This window comes from Campylobacter troglodytis, assembly GCF_006864425.1.
Classification (GTDB): domain Bacteria; phylum Campylobacterota; class Campylobacteria; order Campylobacterales; family Campylobacteraceae; genus Campylobacter_D; species Campylobacter_D troglodytis.
Genome location: NZ_QHLI01000014.1, coordinates 17,225 through 36,038, shown reverse-complemented (window position 1 = coordinate 36,038; position 18,814 = coordinate 17,225). Strand labels below are relative to the sequence as shown.

Below are 18,814 nucleotides of genomic sequence, written 5' to 3'. Positions count from 1 at the left end.
ATTTTTGTTAAAATTCAAGCCAAATTTTCACTTTTTAGCAATTTTTAGCCTGTGTATCATTTTTGCAACTTCTATCTCGCAATTTACATAGATTTTGAATTTTTGCTTTGAATTTGAGCTTCTTTTTTAAACATTATTGAAATTTTTGCCCTCATTGAAAATTCACAAGGAAACATGAATTTTCCGTGAATTTTAAATTTAAGACACAGTATTTCGAGCAAGAAAGCTCTTTTGGCAAACGAGGCTAGACTGAAAACGAAATGTCTGGCGAAGTTTGTTAAAAGCGATTTATCGCCAAAAGACAAGCCTAGCTAATTTAGAATCAAAACCTTGTAAATTCATACATAATTAACCCAATTAAAATACCTCAAATTCACATTTGCTAGCACCCCTATGCCCTCGCCTCGTCCTATAAAGCCCATCTTCTCGCTGGTTGTAGCCTTGACATTTATGCGAAACTCAGCCACTCCCAAGCATTTTGATACATTAAAGGCTATTTCTTCTTTGAATTTGGCTAATTTTGGCTGCTCGGCAATTACAGTTAAATCCGCATTTACAAGCTCATAGCCAAGCTCTAAAACCCTTTTATACACAGTTTGTAAAAGCTTCATAGAATTAGCATCTTTAAATTTAGCATCTGTATCAGGAAAAACCGTGCCAATGTCTCCTAAACTAGCAGCTCCTAAAAGTGCGTCAATTAGAGCGTGTGCTATTAAATCCCCATCTGAATGAGCCTTAACTCCCATACTTTTATGCACCTCAATGCCACCTAAAATCAAAGGACGATCTTTTCCAAAGGCATGCACATCAAAGCCATTTCCGCAAAAAATTTCACTTGTAGGTGCTGGTAGTTTAAGTCTTTTTAAATCCTCTTTAAAGGTGATTTTATGAGCCTTTTCCTCGCCTTCTACAAACCAAATTTTACCCCCCGCACTAGCCACAGCAGTGCTATCATCTGTAAATTCTGCCCCACTTTGCAAGGCTTTTTTTAAAAGTGCGGTGCGTGAAAGCTGTGGAGTTTGAATGAGTTTGATCTGCTCTCTTTTAATGGGCTCATCATTATAAAGCACTGTATCAGCTACCTTTAAGGCAGGGCTTATACACTCGGCATTCTTGGCATTTTCAATGAGCTTAAAAACTAGCTCCTTGCTGATTAAAACCCTTGCTACATCGCTTACTAGCACAAATTCGCTTTCAATCTTTTTTAAAGCATTTTTAAGGCTTTGAGTCCTACTAGCACCGCCGCTTACAAACTCATAATGAGGGGCAAATTTACGCATATAGCTTGGCTCATTAGAGGCTATAATCACCTTTTTAAAGGGGTAACACTCGCTTATATTTTTACTTGCATAAAGCCATAAAGGCTCACCACCCAGCCTTAAAAACTGCTTCTTGCAAGGCAGTTTAAAGCGAGTTGACTCCCCAGCAGCTAGCATTACAAGGCTTAGATCAAGTGCCTTTGACATTGGCTTCCTTTCTTTTAATAAATCACTGTTTTAAACATATGAGCTTTAAATGTTTTGTGGTGAATTTTTATAAAATCTTAATACCACAAATTCAAGCTTCTTTAAAAAAGCTAATTATAGCCTAAAAATTTCAAATTCACCCATACTTTGTGTAAATTTTACTCAATTTTATTGAAAGTTTTTATAGAAAAAACACAATGCAAATAATGAAATACTAGCTTTTTAACAAGATAAATTCACGCACAATTTATAACTTCTTTTGGCTATCTATCATCCTTATTTAGCAAACTAAGAAGCTAGATCTAGATTTAAACTCACACAAAAAGCTAAAATTCACAAAGCCTCTCAAGCTAAGTTTCATCTTCTAAACGTCTACAAAATCTCCCAAAAACCTTTGCCGCTACTATGTCAGCATTTGTGATTTCAAGCTCAATCTTTTCAAGTAAATTCAGTGAATTTTCACTTAAAATCACCTCACAGCCCTTAATCTCATCGTCCAGCTTGGCTATTGTAATGCCCGTGTTTTCAATGATATAAGCCTTAAAGCGTTTGCCAACTTGATTTATAGCCCATCTTGCAAATTTGCGTTTCATAAAGTCCCAAGCAACCTTATCAGCCTCCCTTTCAAGCACGCTTAAAGCTTCACAGATGCTATTTATGTTTAAAAGCAAGTATTTATAAGTTTTTTCATCATTTCTCGCCTTTAAAAGTCTGTGTAAAATTAAGTCAGAATATCTACGAATAGGGCTTGTAAAATGTGTGTATCTTTCAAAGCCAAGCCCAAAATGTCCCTCGTTTTGGCTTGCATACTCAGCCTTTTTTTGAGCCTTGATTATTAGCTTATCTACCTCTTCTCTAAGTCCCATTTCACCTGCTATGGCTTGAATTTCTTTTATAAGCTGGGCTAAATTTGGCTTGAATTTCGCATCTATGCCAAGCTGGGAAAGCTCTGTGAGTAGTTTCGTAATCTTTTTGTTATCCGCCGTGGCGTGATTTCTAAAAATACCCACCCCCTCTATAAGCCTTGCTGCTACCTTGTTTGCAAGTAGCATACAGTCCTCAATTAGCTGATGAGAGGGCGTGTCGCTTTCATACCTTGTGCCTTGCAAATGCCCCCTCTCATCAAGGCTCATTTTAAGCTCATTTGTGCGAAATTCAAAGGCATTTTTAAGCCTTTTTTTTCTTTCCTTTTGCATTTTATTTACTAGCTCGTAAAGCCAATTTAAATGCCTTAAATTTGGCTTTTTTTGCAAGATTTCATCGATTTCACCGTAGTTAAAGCGGCATTTGGAGTTGATGATAGCCTCAAAAAGCTCCTCTTTTTTAACCTCGCCACTCTCATCAAAGCTGATTTTAAAGGCAAATGCTAACCTGTCCTCGTTTGGCTTTAAGGAACAGATATTTTCGCTTAAACTTCGTGGCAGCATAGGCACAGCCTTGTGCGGAAAGTATATGGAAAAGCCACGGTTTCTAGCCTCCTTATCAGTAGCACTAAAAGCAAATACATACTCGCTCACATCGGCAATAGCCACAAACAAAGCATTTTCAGTGCTATCATAATAAATAGCATCGTCAAAGTCCTTTGCGTCAATGGGGTCTATGGTGCAAAAGGCTAAATGCCTTAAATCTACCCGTGTTGGATACATACTAGCATCGACAAAATCGCCATTTGCACCCGACTCATCAAGGCAAGTGCTGCTAAATTCATCGTTTTTGTTATAAAGGGCTAGGGAGATCTTCTCATCCACACTTTCATCGTCAATGTGTCCTAAGACCTCGATGATTTCGTTGTTTGCGTTGTTAATTTTAAGCAAAGAGCCAAGTGGGAGGGCTTTTAGGGATTTTTGACTTGCTTTTAAGGACGTGCTTAGCCCTGTTTTTATGTTCATTCCAAGCACGGCATTGCCGTATTTTTTAGTGATGACAAGGCAGGTGGCATTTGCCCTTTGTAGCACTAAGACCACCTTCGCACAAGGACGAGCTCTTTTGTAGCTTAAAAGCTTGCAAGCTACTATATCGCCGTAGTTTGCACCCCTTAAATCCCTTGCTTCGATGAGTAAATCCCTACTAAAACCCTCATCAAAGGGTCTTAAAAAGCCTGTGCCTCTGCTTGAAATGTCTATTTTACCAAAGACAAAGCCATTGTTTAGATAAAACTTGCCCTTATGCTCTTTGATAATCTCGCATTCATTAAGCTCTCTTAAATACTGCTTGAACTCGTTATTTACTTCCCTTACACTCAGTCCAAAGGATAGGCTTTTTAAAAAATCTTTCACTGTTTTTCTTTGTAGTTTTGATTGGCTCTTTTTAAAAAAATGTTGATTATATAAACTTGTCCTTTTATCAAAGAAGCTTCGTTTTAAAAAAGCTACTTTTTAAGACATTAACACACTCAGTATCACAACATACTTTTTTGTAATCATTTTATTAAAAATTCTAGCAAATTTTTAGTAAAAAGCATTTGAAAACTTATTTTGATTAAGCTAGATCTTTTTCAAAAGCTTTCAAGTTTGCTATAATATAGCTTTAAATTCATAAAAAAGAAAAAAATTGAATAAATATCTTATTTTTATATTGCTTTTTATCTTGGTGATTTTAACTAGCTTTGCTGGATTTTTGCTCTTTAATGAAAGACAGGTGCATTCTTTGCAAGTAACAGTGGCTCAAAATAATCAAGCCTTGCCTCCAAAAATACAAGAAAACAATCAAACAAAGCAAGAGGGAGGCACTATAAAAGGCTTGTTTGCTGATTATGATCCAAAAGAATTCAAGCCTCAAGCAGATGCTTTAAGGACTAGAAATGAAGTTTTTACAAGGGATACAAATACGAGCATCTTCATAGAATTAGACCTTAATAAAACTAGGCTTTTTAATCAAGATAATGAATTTTTTAAATTGCTAAAAGACTTTAGCTTTAAGGAGGAAAAAAATGTCAGCAAGGAAACAAGCTTAAAATTCAAAGAGGATAAAAGTAAGCCAAGATTAAGCATAATTATAGATGATATGGCAAGTAGCGAGCAGGTAAGATGGCTAAAAGCAAGTAAGCTAAAACTGACCCCAAGCTTTTTCCCTCCTGATAAAAATCATCCAAGAACTCATATCTTAGCAAAGGAATTTGACTTTTTTATGGTTCATCTTCCCTTAGCTGCTATGAATTTTAAAAATGAAGAGATACAAACCTTAAAGCCTGAGGATGAACAAGAGCATATAGATTTAACTGTTGATAGTGTGGTTAGGGATTTTGCTGGGATTAAATTCATAAATAATCACACAGGAAGCTTATTTACAAGCGACATAAAGGCTATGAGAAAGCTTTTTAAATCCTTTCAAAGACACGGGCTAATCTTTGTTGATTCCATAACCATAGGCTCGTCTAAGGCTTCTTTGGTGGCTAAGGAATTTGGACAAATTCCCATAAAAAGAGATATTTTTTTAGACAATGCAGATGAGGTTGATGCCATAAAAAAACAGATCAAAAAGGCTGTAAATCTAGCCCACAAAAAGGGCTTTGCCATAGCCATAGCCCATCCTAGAAAAAATACCTTCAAGGCTCTAACTGAGAGTAAGAAGCTACTTGAAACTGTGAATTTAGTGTATCTAAGCGAGGTTTTTGATGAACTTAATGACTGAGTTTCCTTTGGAGTTTAAGGGCTTAAAACAAGCTGTTAAGAAGCTTTATTACAAGGGAGATCTATCTCTTTTAAACCGTCCAAAAATAGCCATCATAGGCTCTCGCAAGATGAGTGTTTATACAAAAGGCTGTGTTTTAGAACTTGCAAGTTGTTTGAAAAATGCTGGCTTTTGCGTGGTAAGTGGGGGAGCCTTGGGCGTTGATATTACAGCACATATGGGCGCTATGCCTTGTACCATAGGTATTTTTGCAAATGGGCTTAATCAAATTTATCCAAAAAGTAATGAAAAAATCATAAGACAAATTTACACAGATGCCTTAGCTTTGAGCGAAAACGAGGGCGAGTATATGCCAAGACGCGAGGATTTTTTACTAAGAAACCGCCTTATAATAGCACTTTGTGAGCATATAATCATAGCACAAGCAGATATGAAAAGTGGGTCCTTACACAGTGCCAACCTCGCTCTAAGGCTTGGCAAAAGGGTCTATACCCTGCCTCAAAGGGTGGGTGAGAGCGATGGGACAAATGAGCTTTTAGCCCAGGGTAAAATAAAACTAATAAGTGATTTTAAGGGCTTTGCAAGGGCTTTGGCAAGTTCTTTGAATTTAGGAAATGATTTTAAAGAAGTTTGCGAGGAAGAGGATGAAATTCTAGCCTTTTGCAAAAGAGGGGTTAGCTTAAATGAGGCCTTGAAGAAATTTAAGGATAAAATTTATGAGTATGAGCTAGACGGCAAGCTTGAAATTCAAGGCGTTATGGTTAAAACAAAAATTTAGGACATTAAAATTCATTGTTTAAAAAGTCTTTTGACTTTGTTTTATGCAAAAACTGTTTTAAATTACAAAGTGTTTAAGTCTCAATTAAACTTAAACCAAGGGGTTTTTAAGTTAAATCATATTAAAAATAAAGATCCGTTTGTGAATTTTGCCAAATTTAAGGGAAATTTTGAAATATTTTTTACTTCGCCTTTTATGCCCCTTACTTTGCAAGAAGCCTTGATTTAGAGGCGAAAAAACGCTTTTGTCAAATTTCTCATCAAAGTTTGTGTAAAATTTTCAAATAAATTCACATTTTAACCCTTAAAGAGTGTGAAAAGGCTTATAAAATGAGTGCTGAGATTGAAGAGAGTAAGAGTTATTTTTACTTTGCAAAGCAAAGACACAAGATTTTGTAAAATATAGTGAGTTTGTAAAGGCACGAAATTATATCAATGAACTTGTGAGCTTTGTTACTTCGCATTACGCGTCTTGTAACTGTAAATAGAAGGGGCTTTGCAAGGTTTAAACTTGCCAAATTTAGTGGAAAAGAAAATTTTGTCCTTCATTTAAAAGAAATTAAGACAAAAATTTTAGGACAAACTTCTCATCAAAATTTATTAAAATTGATAAGATCTTGTTAAGTTTAATTGAGCTATATAATTTATTGTTTAAAAAGTCCTTTGGCTTTGTTTTATGAAAAAACTGTTTTAAATTACAAAGTATTTAAAGTGAAGGTGTGTAAATGAATGCTCTTTGTCTTGATCTTGGCTTAAAGCGAATAGGAATAGCACTTTGTGTGGATGCTAAGATAGCCTTGCCATTAAGGGCTGTTCTTAGAAAAAACGCAAGGCAAGCAGCAGCTGAAATAAGGGCTATTTTAGAAGAGCATAAAATAACAAGCCTTATAATTGGTGTGCCAAGGGGGGGCAAGAGCGAGGAGGAGATGAAAAAAAGAGCTGATCATTTTGTGGCTTTGCTTGGCTTTGAAGGAAAGATACATTTTGTGGATGAGAGCTTTACTAGCAAGGAAGCAGCCCTTTTAAGAAATAAAAATTCACGCAAAAAAGATGGCACCTTAGACTCACTTGCAGCACTTTTGATGATAAGGGAATTTTTTGGCTTATTTTGATTTAAATGCCTATCTTAAAGCACTTTATAGCAAGGATCTTTATGAGCAAATTCTTAACTCCTTTGAAAGACCAAAGGAACTATGTGTCTTTTTGAATGCCTTAAAGTGTGATGATAAGAGTTTAGAGGAGCTGTTTAAAAAAGAAGGCTTTGCCTTTCTTAGACTTGATGAGTTTTGTTATAAGCTTGCTTTTGAAGATAAATCAAGGCTTACAAGGCTTAAAGATTATAATTTAGGGCATTTTTATCTTCAAAATCATAGCTCGTATTTGGCTGCTAAAAATTTAAATGCAAGGGCAAATGAAAGGGTTTTGGATCTTTGTGCTGCTCCTGGTGGAAAGAGTATAAATTTGGCAAATTTTATGTCTAAGCTTGGGGTTTTATCTTGCGTTGAAGTGAGTAAGGATCGCTTTTTTTTACTGAAAGAAAATTTAAAAAAGTACTCAGTTGATAATGCAAGATGCTTTAACAAAGATGGCAAGATCATAGGCAAACTTTGTGCTTTAAGCTTTGATAAGATCCTAGTTGATGCACCTTGTTCAAGCTTTGCTAAGCTTGGCTTTAAAGCACAAAAAAGCTACAAGGAGATAAAAAGCCTGTCCTTGCTTCAAAAAAAGCTCTTACACTCAGCCCTAAATGCCTTAAAGATAGGAGGGGAGCTTGTTTATAGCACTTGCACCTTTTTAAAAGAAGAAAATGAAGAGGTCATAGAAAATGCCTTGAATTCTAAATTCAAGCTAAAAATGATGCCCTTGAATTTAGACAAGGCACAAAGCATAAATGCATTTTCTAGCAATGAAGATCTTGCAAATTTTGCCAGAAGGATAGTCTCTGATGAGCTTCATCAGGGCTTTTTCATAGCTAGGCTTAAAAAGCTAGGCTAGGCGCCTACTTCTTTGGCATATTTTATACCAAGATCAAAGGCCTTTGCGTTTGCATCCTTTGTTTTGGGTGGCACACTTTCAAGCATAGTTGTTTTAAGATGATCAAGATCTATGCATTTACTCATATAAGCGGCTATGGCTAGGGCTATTACAGACTGGGTGGCGACATTTCCAACCTCGTCCTTGGCTATGGTGATGATGGGAATCTTATAGATCTTCCACCTTTTATAATCTTCTTCTTTTGGATGAACCAAATTTGGATCAATGACAATGATCCCGCCTTCCTTAACGCCCTCGTTGAATTCCCTATAACCCTTATCGGCAGTTGAGAGCATAAAATCCACCTCGCCCTCTGTGGCATAAGGAAACAAGATTTCTTTATCATCTATGATAATATCAACCTTAGTAGGACCTCCTCGAACCTGTGAGGTGTAGGTGGAGCATTTAAAAGCAGACCTTCCTTCTTCTATGGCTGCTTCAGCTAGGATCTCACCTGCTGTGATAACTCCTTGTCCCCCTTCTCCTCCAAATCTTAGCTGGTATTTCATCTTAAACCCCTTTTTGAATTTTCCTTTTTTTAAAAGCCTTGAATTTTAAAATGTTCTTTTTTAATCTAAAAGCATCTTTAAAAAATTCACATTTAAATTTAATAAATGCCGTGAATTTTTAGCCTTTTTTTGAATTCTTAAAAGCACAAATTGACACTTTTTGCAAAAAGCCTTGAATTTAAAGCCTTGAATTTTAAGTTGCAAATTCAAGGCTTATAAACTAGCTCGTCTTAAAAGCACAAGGGCTATTTTAAGGCTGCTAGATCAACCATCCTTTTTTCTTTAAAGGCTCTGCGAACCTCTTCATAAGCGTGGCAATACTCAGCCCTGTCATTATCTTGATGCAAGATTCCTGTTGGAAACTTACCCTTTCTTTCCTCTTCTGTTTCTAGCTTGTCAAAGCTTGATTTATCGACAATTAAGCCCTTGATCCACTCAAGCATCTGAGTTGCCTCGCCCATTTTGTTCTTTCGTCCTAAATTTATATGACAGTTTGAAAAGACATCAACAAAGCTGTATCCATTGTGAGCTAGGGCTTTGTAGATGAGATTTTCAAGCTTGGCTGCTTCTATTACATTGCCTCTGGCTACAAAGGTAGCCCCTGCTGCCTTTGTAAGCTTACAAGCATCAAAATTTGGATCTATATTTCCCTTTTGGGCTGTAACTGTATAAAAACCTTGCGGAGTTGTGGGAGAAGTTTGTGAATTTGTAAGTCCATAAATAAAGTTATTTATAACTATGTGGGTTAGATCTACATTTCTTCTGCAACCGTGTATGGTGTGATTACCACCGATTGCAAGGGTATCTCCGTCCCCACTTACCACAATAACCTTCTTGCTAGGATTTGCCAACTTTATACCCGTAGCATAGGCTATGGCTCGTCCGTGGGTGGTATGAACGGTGTTGCAATTTACATAAGAACTCATCCTCCCACTACATCCTATGCCAGAAACAAGGCATACATCATCCATCTTCCAGCCTATCTTTTGAATGGCACGAATGATGCATTTAAGCACCACTCCGTCCCCACAGCCCCAGCACCACTGAGTAGGCATCTTATCCACTCTTAAGTATTCATCATAATCAAAAGCCATTATATATACTCCTTTACCTTAGTCATAATCTCACTTGGAGTTAGGGTTCTGCCATTTGCCCTAACAAAGGCAATTAAATCATCTCTCTTACTTGCCCTTTCTATCTCCTCTAAATACTGCCCCATATTTAACTCACAAACCATAACCTTTTTAAAGCTATTTACAACCTGTGCTATCTTCTTTTCAGCCACAGGATACAAGGTGATGGGTCTAAATAAGCCAACTTTAATGCCCTGATCCCTCAAACGAGCTATGGCATCCTTAACAGAGCGAGAAACGCTACCGTAAGCTATAATTAAAAAATCAGCATCATCAAGCATAAACTCCTCATAGGTGCAAATTTCATCAACCCTACTTTTAATCTTGCCAAAGAGCCTTTCTATATTTCTTTTAACTATCTCTCCATCCTCGGTTGGAAAGCCTATGTCTCCGTGGTGAAGCCCTGTGATGTGATAGCGATAACCCTCAAAGAAGGGATTGAGAACGGCTGCTTCATTTGGTGCTGCTGCGTAGGGCTTGTAATCTTTCTTATCTCCGCTGAATTTAGCTCTATTTATGATTTTAAGCTCATTTAAATCAGGAATTCTAGCCTTGCCATTCATATGCCCAACAGTCTCATCAAGAAGCAAAAATACAGGAGTCATTAGCTGTTCTGATAGATTAAAGGCTCGAACAGTTTCATTGTAAGATTCCTCCAAGGAAGCAGGGGCTAGGGCTATACTTGCATAATCTCCATGAGTTGGTGCCTTTGCTTGCCAAAGATCTCCTTGTGCCACGCGAGTAGGAAGGCCAGTTGAGGGACCTCCGCGCATAACATTAGCGATGACAAGAGGAATTTCAGCTATAAAAGCATAGCCTATTTGCTCAGCCTTTAAAGAAATCCCAGGACCAGAACTTGCAGTCATAGCCTTAACCCCACTCATAGCCGCACCTATGGTTACGCTTATGCCTGAAATTTCATCCTCCATTTGTATGAAGGTGCCATCATTTGCAGGTAAGAGCTTTGAAAGCTCGTGGGCTATTTCAGAGCTTGGAGTGATGGGATAGCCTCCAAAAAATCTACAACCACACTCAATGGCTGCCTTGGCAACCAAAATATTTCCAGACGCTACTAGTTCTCTCATATCAAGCACCTACACTTTCTTGTAATTATTTTGCTTGATTAAAGAAGCTCTTTCTTTTGCTTCTGGGGTAAGTTTGTTGAATTTAAACTCAGCCCTTGTAGCGACCATAATGGCAAAGTCAGGGCAATGAACCTCACATTCACTGCAACCTATACAGGACTCAGGGTGGATAACCTCAATCATCTTTCCCATAACAGCACTAGCCTCATCACGCATAGCCAAAACTCCAGCAGGACAGTAGCTAACGCAGATATTGCAAGCCTTACAGTTGTGCTCATCCACCCAAACAGGTGTATCCTTTGGAGCAATCATACTCATCTTTTCTCCTTAACCACAGTTAGTTTCATAAAATTTCCTTTATATATAATCACTTTTTCTCAAAGATTCATCAAGCTTATCTTGCTCTTCCTCGCTTAATTTTAAATCTAAAAGCTCAATGACCCCATTTAGTCCTAATCTAGCTAAAACCCCAAGAGCCTTAGCCTTTACTCCATACTGTCCTTCTAAGATAACAGTCATCACCAAAAACTCACCCGTTCTAAGAGCTTCGATCATTCTAATACAGGCGGTGGCTGGGGCTAGATAACCAGAGGTTCCAAGGTATTTAATAAGCTTTGCCCCTCCTATTTTTACCTCATTTTCTATAAATTCAAGCTCGTTTTCGCTTAAAAGCTCTGTTATCTTTTGATTTTTGTACGAGGAATGAGATTTTAAAAGCACCATATCATCATTATGAAAGCCTATGAGTTTGGTGTCTAGATCTGAATTTAAGCAGTTAAATTTCTTTGAAAGTTCGTATTTAAAACGAGCATTATCAAGCACACCTGCCATTGCTACTATCTTTTTACTCTTAAAGATCTTGCTTTCATAAAGTATGTTTAACAGTAAATCAACAGGGTTTGTAAGCAGTATGAAAAGAGGATCTGGGCTGAATTCTTTTACCTTTCTAGCACAGTCAAGCAAGATCTCTGAATTTATCTTTAAAAGCTCGGCTCTACTTTGCCCCTCTTTTCTGGTAGCCCCTGCACAAAAAATAACTATGTCACTATCTTTGCACTCTTTATAATCACTTGTGCAAGTAAGCTTGATGTCAAGATTTAAAACGGCTATGCTCTGTCCTAGATCCAAGTCTCTAGCCATAAGCTTGTTTTCATTTCTATCTATCAAAACAAGCTCAGTGCAAAGCCCTCTTAAAATCAAGCCGTAAGCTATGCTTAAGCCTACATTGCCTGTTCCTATTACTGTTATCTTCATTGTTGGGGAATGCTTGCTATTATATCATTAAAGATCTTGCTAGGACACATAATTTTCTTTGCCTTTTCCTCATCAAGCTTATAATATCCACCTAAATCAACCTTTTTTCCTTGCTCATCAATGAACTCAGCCCTAATTTCCTCTTCATTGCCACTTAATTCATCGGACACATCCTTAAAGATCATTTGAAGTTCCTTTTCATAACCCTGTCTTGCAAGCTCATTTGCCCAATACATAGCCAAATAAAAATGACTCGTTCTATTGTCATCCTCTTTTACCTTTCTTGAAGGATTTTTGTTATTTTCTAGCCAATTGCCTATAGCCTCATCAAGACACTGAGCTAGGATCTTTGCCTTGTGGTTTCTTCTTTTTTCAGCAAAAAATTCCAAGCTAGCTTGCAAGGCTAAAAACTCACCAAGGCTATCCCAGCGAAGATGATTTTCTTGCACTAGCTGTTCTACTTGCTTTGGTGCTGATCCTCCTGCTCCTGTTTCAAACATAGCCCCTCCATTAAGCATAGGCACAACAGAGAGCATCTTTGCACTTGTGCCAAGCTCTAAGATAGGAAAGAGATCTGTTAGATAATCTCTTAAAACATTGCCCGTAATGCTAATGACATTCTTTCCAGCCCTAATTAGAGCTAAGCTTTTTAAGCAAGCTTCCTTTGGACTTAGTATCTCTAAATTCACGCCTTGTTCTTTCAATCTATCCTTAACAAGCTTTATCATGATCTTATCGCTTGCCCTTGCTTCATCAAGCCAAAAAATAGCCTCTTCGTTTGCTTGTTTTGATCTATTTATACCAAGATCTATCCAGTTTATAATGGCATCATATTTTGCTTGGCAGGCTCTAAAAATATCTCCTTTTTCAAGCTTTTGCTCAAGCAAGGTATTGCCATCTGCTACTATGCGAACCGCTCCTTTGTCCTTTGCTATGAAGGTTTTATCGTGAGAGCCGTATTCTTGTGCCTTTTTTGCCATTAGTCCTACATTTGAGACAGAGCCTAATTTGCTAGGATTAAGGGTTCCGTTTTTATGAAGATCTTCTAGCACAGCCTCATAAATGGTAGCATAGGTCTTATCTGGTATAAGAGCATTGGTATCTCTTTCCTTGTTCTCTTTATCCCAAAGCTTTGCACCGTTTTTAAGCATAGCAGGCATTGAGGCATCGACAATGACATCGCTTGGTACATGTAAATTTGTAATGCCTTTTTCAGAATTTACCATAGATAAATCAGCGCCTTTGTCTAAAATTTCATTATAAAGTGCTAAAATTTCACCCTTTTTACTTGATCCTTCAATCTTGCTTAAAAGCTCACTTATGCCATTGTTTTCATTTATGCCTAGGCTTTTAAATTCAGCCTCAAATTTATCGAAAAGCTCCTTAAAATAAGTCTTAACACAGTGCCCAAAAATCACAGGATCACTAACCTTCATCATAGTAGCCTTTAAGTGCAAGGACAAAAGCAGATTATCTTTTTTACTCTTGTTAATTTGCTCCTCATAAAATTCATCAAGCTTTTTAACACTCATAAAGGAACAGTCTAAAATTTCATTCTTTTGCAAATTTAATTTATCTTTTAAAACAGTAACAGCCCCATCGCTAGCTACAAATTCTATACTTGCCACACAGTCCTTATCAAGCAAAATAGCCTTTTCATTGGAGAAAAAATCCCCATCCTTCATATAAGAAACCCTTGTTTTTGAGCCACTTTCAAAGTCTCTTACCTTGTAGGGATTGTTTTTTGCATACTCTTTCACAGCCTTTGTTGATCTGCGATCTGAATTTCCTTGCCTTAAAACAGGATTAACAGCAGAACCAAGCACCTTTTGATATTTTTCCTTTATCTTTTTTTCCTCTTCATTTTTGGGCTCATCTGGAAAATTTGGGATCTTAAAGCCCTTTTCTTGTAGTTCTTTGATTGCTGCTTTTAGTTGGGGTATGGAGGCTGAGATATTTGGGGTTTTTATTAAGATAGCGTTTGGATTTTTAACAAGCTCGCCTAGCTGAGCTAGGGCATCCTCGCACCTTTGATCTGGGTTTAAATGCTCATTAAAACTTGCTAGTATTCTTCCAGCTAAAGAAATATCAGCTGTTTGAATTCTAATGTTTGCACTGCCTAAGAAGGCCTTAACTATGGGCAAAAAAGAGTGAGTTGCAAGGGCTGGTGATTCATCTGTGAATGTATAGGTCATTTTTTTCCTTTATGTGTGAATTCTTTATCCTTTGTGATTATACACAAAAAATAATCATTTTTGGAAATTTACTTTAAATTTAATCAAAAAAAATATAATTTAAGCATTTTATAAGCTTACTTAAACATAGTAGCTGGAAGTTCTATTATGTTTTTTAGCAAGTTTATGGGTAATTTTAGGCTTTCTTTTATGAGCTGTGAGCTGAATTTAGGCTCTGCTATTTTGCCACTTACTAGAATTTGGGTTGAGATGATCTTATCCTTGCCAAGTATGATTTGATTTATGATGGGGATATTGGCTATGATCTGAGAGGCTGATTTTAGGGTTTGAAGTTCTAGTTTCATATCAATGCTGTCTTTGTTTAGATCCACAGCTCCACTGCCTATGACATCGACACTGTCTCCATTAAGCCCAAGGGCTCTTATGTGAATTTTATCCTTCATTCTTTCAAAGACTATGCCCGCTTTTTCTACCTTTAAGCCTTCTTCGTTGAAGGTTGGGCTTTTAAAAAGTATTAGGCTTGGAACTGTGTCTATAAAGCTTATTAGCTGGTTGTGAATTTTCATATCCTTGATGTAGGTGTCATTAAAGCTGATATTTCCTGTAAAATCATCCTCACTTGCTCCTTTTATATGCAAGTTAAACTGTCCGTTTTTAACAAGATCTTTGCGAAAAAAGTCATTAACTATGCCCTCATCTGCCCCATTTATATCAACAAGAAATTCATTTTTATTCCTTAGTAGCTTAAAAGTAGCTTGTTTCTTGCCAGCTTGCAAGCTTATATCCCTTTCTTTTATCTTAATATCAAGCTTATCAAAGTGTAAGCTCTTATCTAGCTTAGTTAAAAGTACGCCGGCATTACTGGCTTTTAAATCTAGCTCATACTCTTGCTTTTTATTCACAGCAGAAGGATCAAGCTTATAATAAAGATTTTTGAGATTTGCTTTGATCTTGTTTTTATTCATATTAACAGTTATTAAACCACTCTTAGAGCTTAGATCAAGCAAATCTCCTCTTTTTTTCACAGTAAAATCATCCTCATAGGCACTAAGATCGCTTCTTAATAAATCTTCCTCAAATCTTGTTTTGTTTAAAAGCACTAAGTAGTCATTAAAATCTTGAGTGCTAAAAGAAAGCCTTTCTATGTTTTGAATTTTAAAATCTTGCATAAGCTTAGAATGTTCTTTGAATTTCTTAGCATTTAAAAGGCTAAAACTAAGTCCCTTTGTGAAATTTAAGCTTAGATCCAAGGATCTTGCATTAAGTACGACATCTTTGTCATAAGAAAGATCAAGCTCAAGCCTTTGCCTTGGCAGATCCAAAAGATCCTTAAAATAAAGCCTTGAAAGCTGGGTATCAAATACCCCATTTTTTTTGTTTAGATCCAAACTAGCCTTAAAACTAGCCTCTAAAAAATCATTTTTAAGCTCAAAATTATCAAAGAATAATTTTCCCCTTTCAAGCCTTATTTTTCCCCTTGGCACAAAGAAATTTGCAGTGATAAACTTAGAATCATTAAGCTCAAAGCTAGCATTATAATCTAGCTTTGTTTTATCAAAAAAGGGAAGTTTCATATAAAAATCGCTTTTAAGCTTGCCAGAAAGCTGAGTAAATGGAATGTTAATCTTATAAAGCCTTAGTATATCTTGCATTTTTTGATCTAGTATAAGCTCGTTTGATTTAATGTTCATAAAAATGCCAGTTTGCTTGGCTTTAAGCAGATCATAAATATAAAGCTCACTTTGATCTAATTCTTTGTCATCAAAGCTTGCCTCATCAAAAATAAAATCAAGCCTATCGTTGTTTAATTTAAGCTCTACATAAGGAAATTCAATGCTTGTAATATTCTCATCCAAAAGCACAGTTAAATTCCTAGCAAAGCCCTCTCCTACAAGCTCTTTAATCACAGTCTTTTTGCCAAGATCAAGCCTAGCTCTTACATAATCAAGATGATAAAACTGAGCCACAGCCCTTGTGCCTACCCATTTGATGAGATTTTTACCAAGCCTTGAGTGTTTATCTAAAAATTCAAAGATCTGCCTTAAATTTGCTATTTGTGTTTCTTTTATAATGAAATTTAAGCTTTTGGCATCATAGCTTAGATCAAGCTCAAATTTAAGCTTAGTTGAGTTTGAGCTTAAGTTTATATTGTATGTTTCTTTTTGGGTGTCTATGTTGATTTTACCGCTTATCTTAGCTTCTATGCCTTTTAAAAAAAGCTCTTTTATATCAGCACTTATGTTATTATCTTGCCTTCTTAGATGAAAGCTTGTGCTTAGTAGCTCATTTTCAATGCTTAAATCCTCATCTTTTAGACTAATCGTAACTGTGTGGGTATTAGCATGAAGGCTTTGAATGTGAATTTCTTGGAAAAAAAGATAAATGTATTTTAAATTTTCTATAAAATTTGCAAGTTCTTTAAGCTCAAAGCTTTCCACCTCTTCTTGATTAAAAAGTTCAATTTTTTGTGCCCTTATTGTGAGTTTTTTATCTAATTTTATATATAATTGCTCTACTGCAAAAAAATGAGTTTGTATGCTATCGAATTTAAGTCCTATCTTAAGGACGGTAAAGAGGATTAAAAAAATGATAAAAATGCTTGCTAGATACCACAAAATCTTTTTTTTCATCTTTACTGTCTTTCTTTTATTTTTCATAGGCATTTTGTATTATTTGAGTTTGCCCTTTAAGAGTAAGTCTGTGGTTTATATACCTCAGGGTTCTGTAAGTAAGATTATAGCTAGTTTAGGTAAAGAAGGGTATCAGGTTTCAAACATAGACGCCTTTGTGCTTCGCTTCTTAGGACAAGCACAAGCAGGATGGATACAAATAGGAGAGGAAAATCTTACTAGGATAGATTTTTTACGCAAACTTACCACAGCAAAGGCTGCCCTTGAAAGCATCACGCTTATACCGGGCGAAACCACACTTGTTTTTTTTAGACAGCTTGCCACCCAGTTGAATTTAAACGAGGATAAGCTTTTAAGCGAATATAAAAAAAGAACTCCCTACTTAGAGGGTATGTTTTATCCAGAAACTTACAAGATACCAAAGGGCATAAACGAGGCCTTTTTGGTGGAGCTACTTTTAAGCTACTCAAAAAACTACTCCCAGCAAGCCTCGCAAAAGATCTTTGGTGAATTCAATGAAAAAAAATGGCATCAATATGTCATCACAGCTTCTATCATTCAAAAAGAGGCTGCTAGTAATGAAGAAATGCCCCTTGTAGCCTCTGTTATTTATAACCGTCTTAAAATAGGAATGAAGCTTCAAATGGATGGCACCCTAAACTATGGGCTTTTTTCTCATACAAGGATCACGCCTGAGAGGATTAGAACGGATGAGAGCTTTTATAATACCTATAAATTTGAAGGACTTCCAAGGGAAGCCGTTTGCAATGTATCCTTAAATGCCATTAGAGCAGCTATCTTTCCAGCAAAGACTAATTATCTTTATTTTATGAGAGATAAAAGCACTGGAAAGCATATATTTAGTTCGAATTTAAATGATCATAACAAGGCTGTTGAGGCACAAAGGGGCAAGTAAAATTTTAATTTTTTATGCAAAGTTAAAACTGTTAAAGTATAATCTAAGTTTTTCAAAATTAAAGAGCGTTTAAACGAGCCTTAAATTTTAAGCCCACAAATTTTAAGTTTGCATTTTTAACTTAGAGCTGATTTGTTAGCTTAAATTCAAGTTGTAATGTGGCCTTTAAAGGCGTTAAATTTTAAAGTAAGTTTTGTTGTTTTTAGCCAAGAAGCTAAAATTCAGCTAAGAAGATTTAAAAAAGATCTTTTAAATTTAGGCTTTAAGGCTTATTTTTCAAAAGAAAAGGTGAATTTGCGTTAAAAGATCGGCACACCAAAAAATAAAAAAGCCAAGCTTAATTTTAAGCCTTAATTATTTTAAAAGCTAGCTCAAAATAGCTTAAGCAAAAAGCAATAAATTCAAAGCCCAAATTCAAAGGACAAGCAGTGCAAAAACTTTTTTTAACCTTTTTTTACTCAGGTTGCTCTCAAATCGCCCCTGGTACCTGTGGCTCTTTAGCTGCTTTGATACCTGCTTATTTGATCCTAAAATATCTTAGTATTGAAAGCTTGTTCTTGCTTTCTTTTTTGATCTTCTTAGTTTCCATTAAGATCATAGATAAATATGAGCAAGAAAGCCTCACCCACGATGATAAACAAATAGTCATAGATGAGGTGGCTGGGCTTTTTTTAGCCCTTTCCTTGAGTGCTTGGGCTAGTGCTTCTTATTTTAGCCTTCTTCTTGCCTTTGTGCTTTTTCGTCTCTTTGATATAGTAAAGCCTTCCATCATAGGCAAGGTAGATAAGAAGATAAAAGGAGGGCTTGGGGTTATGGGCGATGATATGTTAGCAGGGCTTTTTGCTGGGCTTTTAAGTGCTATTATTTATGGCTTTGGGCTTAAATTTGAGCTTTTAGGCTGGGATATTTTGCTTTAAGGCTTTTTGATAAGCTTGGGCTTACTTGAATTTAAGATGCCCTTTTAGACAAAAAGTATTTTGGATCTAAGCAAATTAGCTTTTAAAAATTCACAAAATTAAATTTTTAAGCTTTTTGTAGGCAAAGAAATATGCCCTGTTTCAAGCTAGATAAAAACTCTTTTTATAAACAAGATTTTAAATTCAAGGCTTAAGGGGCTAGAAAATTTAGCTAATTTTAAATTCAAGGCTTAAAGGCTAAATTTAATTAGCTTAAATTTAAAGAGGT

15 protein-coding genes are annotated in these 18,814 nt (G+C 36.1%); 6 read left to right on the top strand and 9 right to left on the bottom strand.

Features of this window, described 5'->3' with window-relative positions:
* Window positions 1–338 precede the first annotated feature (338 nt).
* Window positions 339–1,466, bottom strand: a complete 1,128-nt coding sequence (locus DMC01_RS04470) for a bifunctional 2-C-methyl-D-erythritol 4-phosphate cytidylyltransferase/2-C-methyl-D-erythritol 2,4-cyclodiphosphate synthase (protein ID WP_142693095.1) — start codon at window positions 1,464–1,466, stop codon at window positions 339–341.
* Between the two features lie 350 nt (window positions 1,467–1,816).
* On the bottom strand, window positions 1,817–3,742 hold the full coding sequence (locus DMC01_RS04465) for an RNB domain-containing ribonuclease (RefSeq protein ID WP_142693094.1): 1,926 nt from the start codon (window positions 3,740–3,742) through the stop codon (window positions 1,817–1,819).
* A gap of 274 nt (window positions 3,743–4,016) precedes the next feature.
* Between DMC01_RS04465 and DMC01_RS04460 the strand changes: the two genes are divergently transcribed.
* From DMC01_RS04460 to DMC01_RS04445, 4 genes are all read left to right on the top strand, one after another.
* Window positions 4,017–5,096: a divergent polysaccharide deacetylase family protein gene (locus DMC01_RS04460; RefSeq protein WP_142693093.1), complete on the top strand. Its 1,080-nt coding sequence runs from the start codon at window positions 4,017–4,019 to the stop codon at window positions 5,094–5,096.
* Window positions 5,080–5,874, top strand: a complete 795-nt coding sequence (locus DMC01_RS04455; protein WP_142693092.1) for a DNA-processing protein DprA — start codon at window positions 5,080–5,082, stop codon at window positions 5,872–5,874. Before DMC01_RS04460 ends, DMC01_RS04455 begins: the two co-directional genes overlap by 17 nt.
* A 724-nt stretch (window positions 5,875–6,598) precedes the next feature.
* Entirely contained in the window at window positions 6,599–6,985 is a 387-nt protein-coding gene (gene ruvX / locus DMC01_RS04450) for a Holliday junction resolvase RuvX (RefSeq protein WP_142693091.1), read from the top strand.
* Window positions 6,972–7,868 carry an SAM-dependent methyltransferase gene (locus tag DMC01_RS04445; RefSeq protein WP_142693090.1) on the top strand — a complete coding sequence of 299 codons (897 nt, stop codon included), beginning with the start codon at window positions 6,972–6,974 and terminating at the stop codon, window positions 7,866–7,868. The genes ruvX and DMC01_RS04445 overlap by 14 nt, the downstream gene beginning before the upstream one ends.
* Here DMC01_RS04445 and DMC01_RS04440 read toward each other — a convergent pair.
* The 7 genes from DMC01_RS04440 to DMC01_RS04410 form a co-directional block, all read right to left on the bottom strand.
* Window positions 7,865–8,416, bottom strand: a complete 552-nt coding sequence (locus DMC01_RS04440) for a 2-oxoglutarate:acceptor oxidoreductase subunit OorC (protein WP_142693089.1) — start codon at window positions 8,414–8,416, stop codon at window positions 7,865–7,867. The two genes, DMC01_RS04445 and DMC01_RS04440, sit on opposite strands and share 4 nt — an antisense overlap.
* Before the next feature lie 245 nt (window positions 8,417–8,661).
* Complete coding sequence (locus tag DMC01_RS04435; RefSeq protein ID WP_142693088.1) at window positions 8,662–9,510, bottom strand: 2-oxoglutarate ferredoxin oxidoreductase subunit beta; 849 nt, start codon at window positions 9,508–9,510, stop codon at window positions 8,662–8,664.
* On the bottom strand, window positions 9,510–10,634 hold the full coding sequence (locus DMC01_RS04430) for a 2-oxoglutarate synthase subunit alpha (RefSeq protein WP_142693087.1): 1,125 nt from the start codon (window positions 10,632–10,634) through the stop codon (window positions 9,510–9,512). Before DMC01_RS04430 ends, DMC01_RS04435 begins: the two co-directional genes overlap by 1 nt.
* A gap of 9 nt (window positions 10,635–10,643) precedes the next feature.
* Window positions 10,644–10,952 carry a 4Fe-4S binding protein gene (locus DMC01_RS04425; protein WP_142693086.1) on the bottom strand — a complete coding sequence of 103 codons (309 nt, stop codon included), beginning with the start codon at window positions 10,950–10,952 and terminating at the stop codon, window positions 10,644–10,646.
* 39 nt (window positions 10,953–10,991) lie between these two features.
* Window positions 10,992–11,888, bottom strand: a complete 897-nt coding sequence (locus tag DMC01_RS04420; RefSeq protein ID WP_142693085.1) for a lactate/malate family dehydrogenase — start codon at window positions 11,886–11,888, stop codon at window positions 10,992–10,994.
* Window positions 11,885–14,083 (bottom strand): NADP-dependent isocitrate dehydrogenase, encoded by a 2,199-nt coding sequence (locus DMC01_RS04415; protein ID WP_142693084.1) that lies wholly within the window; start codon window positions 14,081–14,083, stop codon window positions 11,885–11,887. The genes DMC01_RS04420 and DMC01_RS04415 overlap by 4 nt, the downstream gene beginning before the upstream one ends.
* 116 nt (window positions 14,084–14,199) lie before the next feature.
* Window positions 14,200–16,713 (bottom strand): YhdP family protein, encoded by a 2,514-nt coding sequence (locus DMC01_RS04410; RefSeq protein ID WP_142693083.1) that lies wholly within the window; start codon window positions 16,711–16,713, stop codon window positions 14,200–14,202.
* Here DMC01_RS04410 and mltG point away from each other — a divergent pair.
* Window positions 16,670–17,629, top strand: coding sequence for an endolytic transglycosylase MltG (gene mltG, locus DMC01_RS04405; RefSeq protein ID WP_246059015.1), 960 nt, complete (start codon window positions 16,670–16,672; stop codon window positions 17,627–17,629). The two genes, DMC01_RS04410 and mltG, sit on opposite strands and share 44 nt — an antisense overlap.
* A 428-nt stretch (window positions 17,630–18,057) precedes the next feature.
* The gene (locus DMC01_RS04400; protein WP_142693081.1) at window positions 18,058–18,546 is read left to right on the top strand and encodes a phosphatidylglycerophosphatase A family protein; all 489 of its coding nucleotides are present in this window, start codon (window positions 18,058–18,060) and stop codon (window positions 18,544–18,546) included.
* Window positions 18,547–18,814: the final 268 nt, after the last annotated feature.

Bases quoted from the DNA above. Each gene is read 5' to 3' on its own strand.
- DMC01_RS04470 (WP_142693095.1), bottom strand. From the start codon at position 1,466: ATGTCAAAGGCACTTGATCTAAGCCTTGTAATGCTAGCTGCTGGGGAG.
- DMC01_RS04455 (WP_142693092.1), top strand. From the start codon at position 5,080: ATGAACTTAATGACTGAGTTTCCTTTGGAGTTTAAGGGCTTAAAACAA.
- ruvX (WP_142693091.1), top strand. From the start codon at position 6,599: ATGAATGCTCTTTGTCTTGATCTTGGCTTAAAGCGAATAGGAATAGCA.
- DMC01_RS04440 (WP_142693089.1), bottom strand. From the start codon at position 8,416: ATGAAATACCAGCTAAGATTTGGAGGAGAAGGGGGACAAGGAGTTATC.
- DMC01_RS04435 (WP_142693088.1), bottom strand. From the start codon at position 9,510: ATGGCTTTTGATTATGATGAATACTTAAGAGTGGATAAGATGCCTACT.
- DMC01_RS04430 (WP_142693087.1), bottom strand. From the start codon at position 10,634: ATGAGAGAACTAGTAGCGTCTGGAAATATTTTGGTTGCCAAGGCAGCC.
- DMC01_RS04425 (WP_142693086.1), bottom strand. From the start codon at position 10,952: ATGAGTATGATTGCTCCAAAGGATACACCTGTTTGGGTGGATGAGCAC.
- DMC01_RS04420 (WP_142693085.1), bottom strand. From the start codon at position 11,888: ATGAAGATAACAGTAATAGGAACAGGCAATGTAGGCTTAAGCATAGCT.
- DMC01_RS04415 (WP_142693084.1), bottom strand. From the start codon at position 14,083: ATGACCTATACATTCACAGATGAATCACCAGCCCTTGCAACTCACTCT.
- mltG (WP_246059015.1), top strand. From the start codon at position 16,670: ATGATAAAAATGCTTGCTAGATACCACAAAATCTTTTTTTTCATCTTT.
- DMC01_RS04410 (WP_142693083.1), bottom strand. From the start codon at position 16,713: ATGAAAAAAAAGATTTTGTGGTATCTAGCAAGCATTTTTATCATTTTT.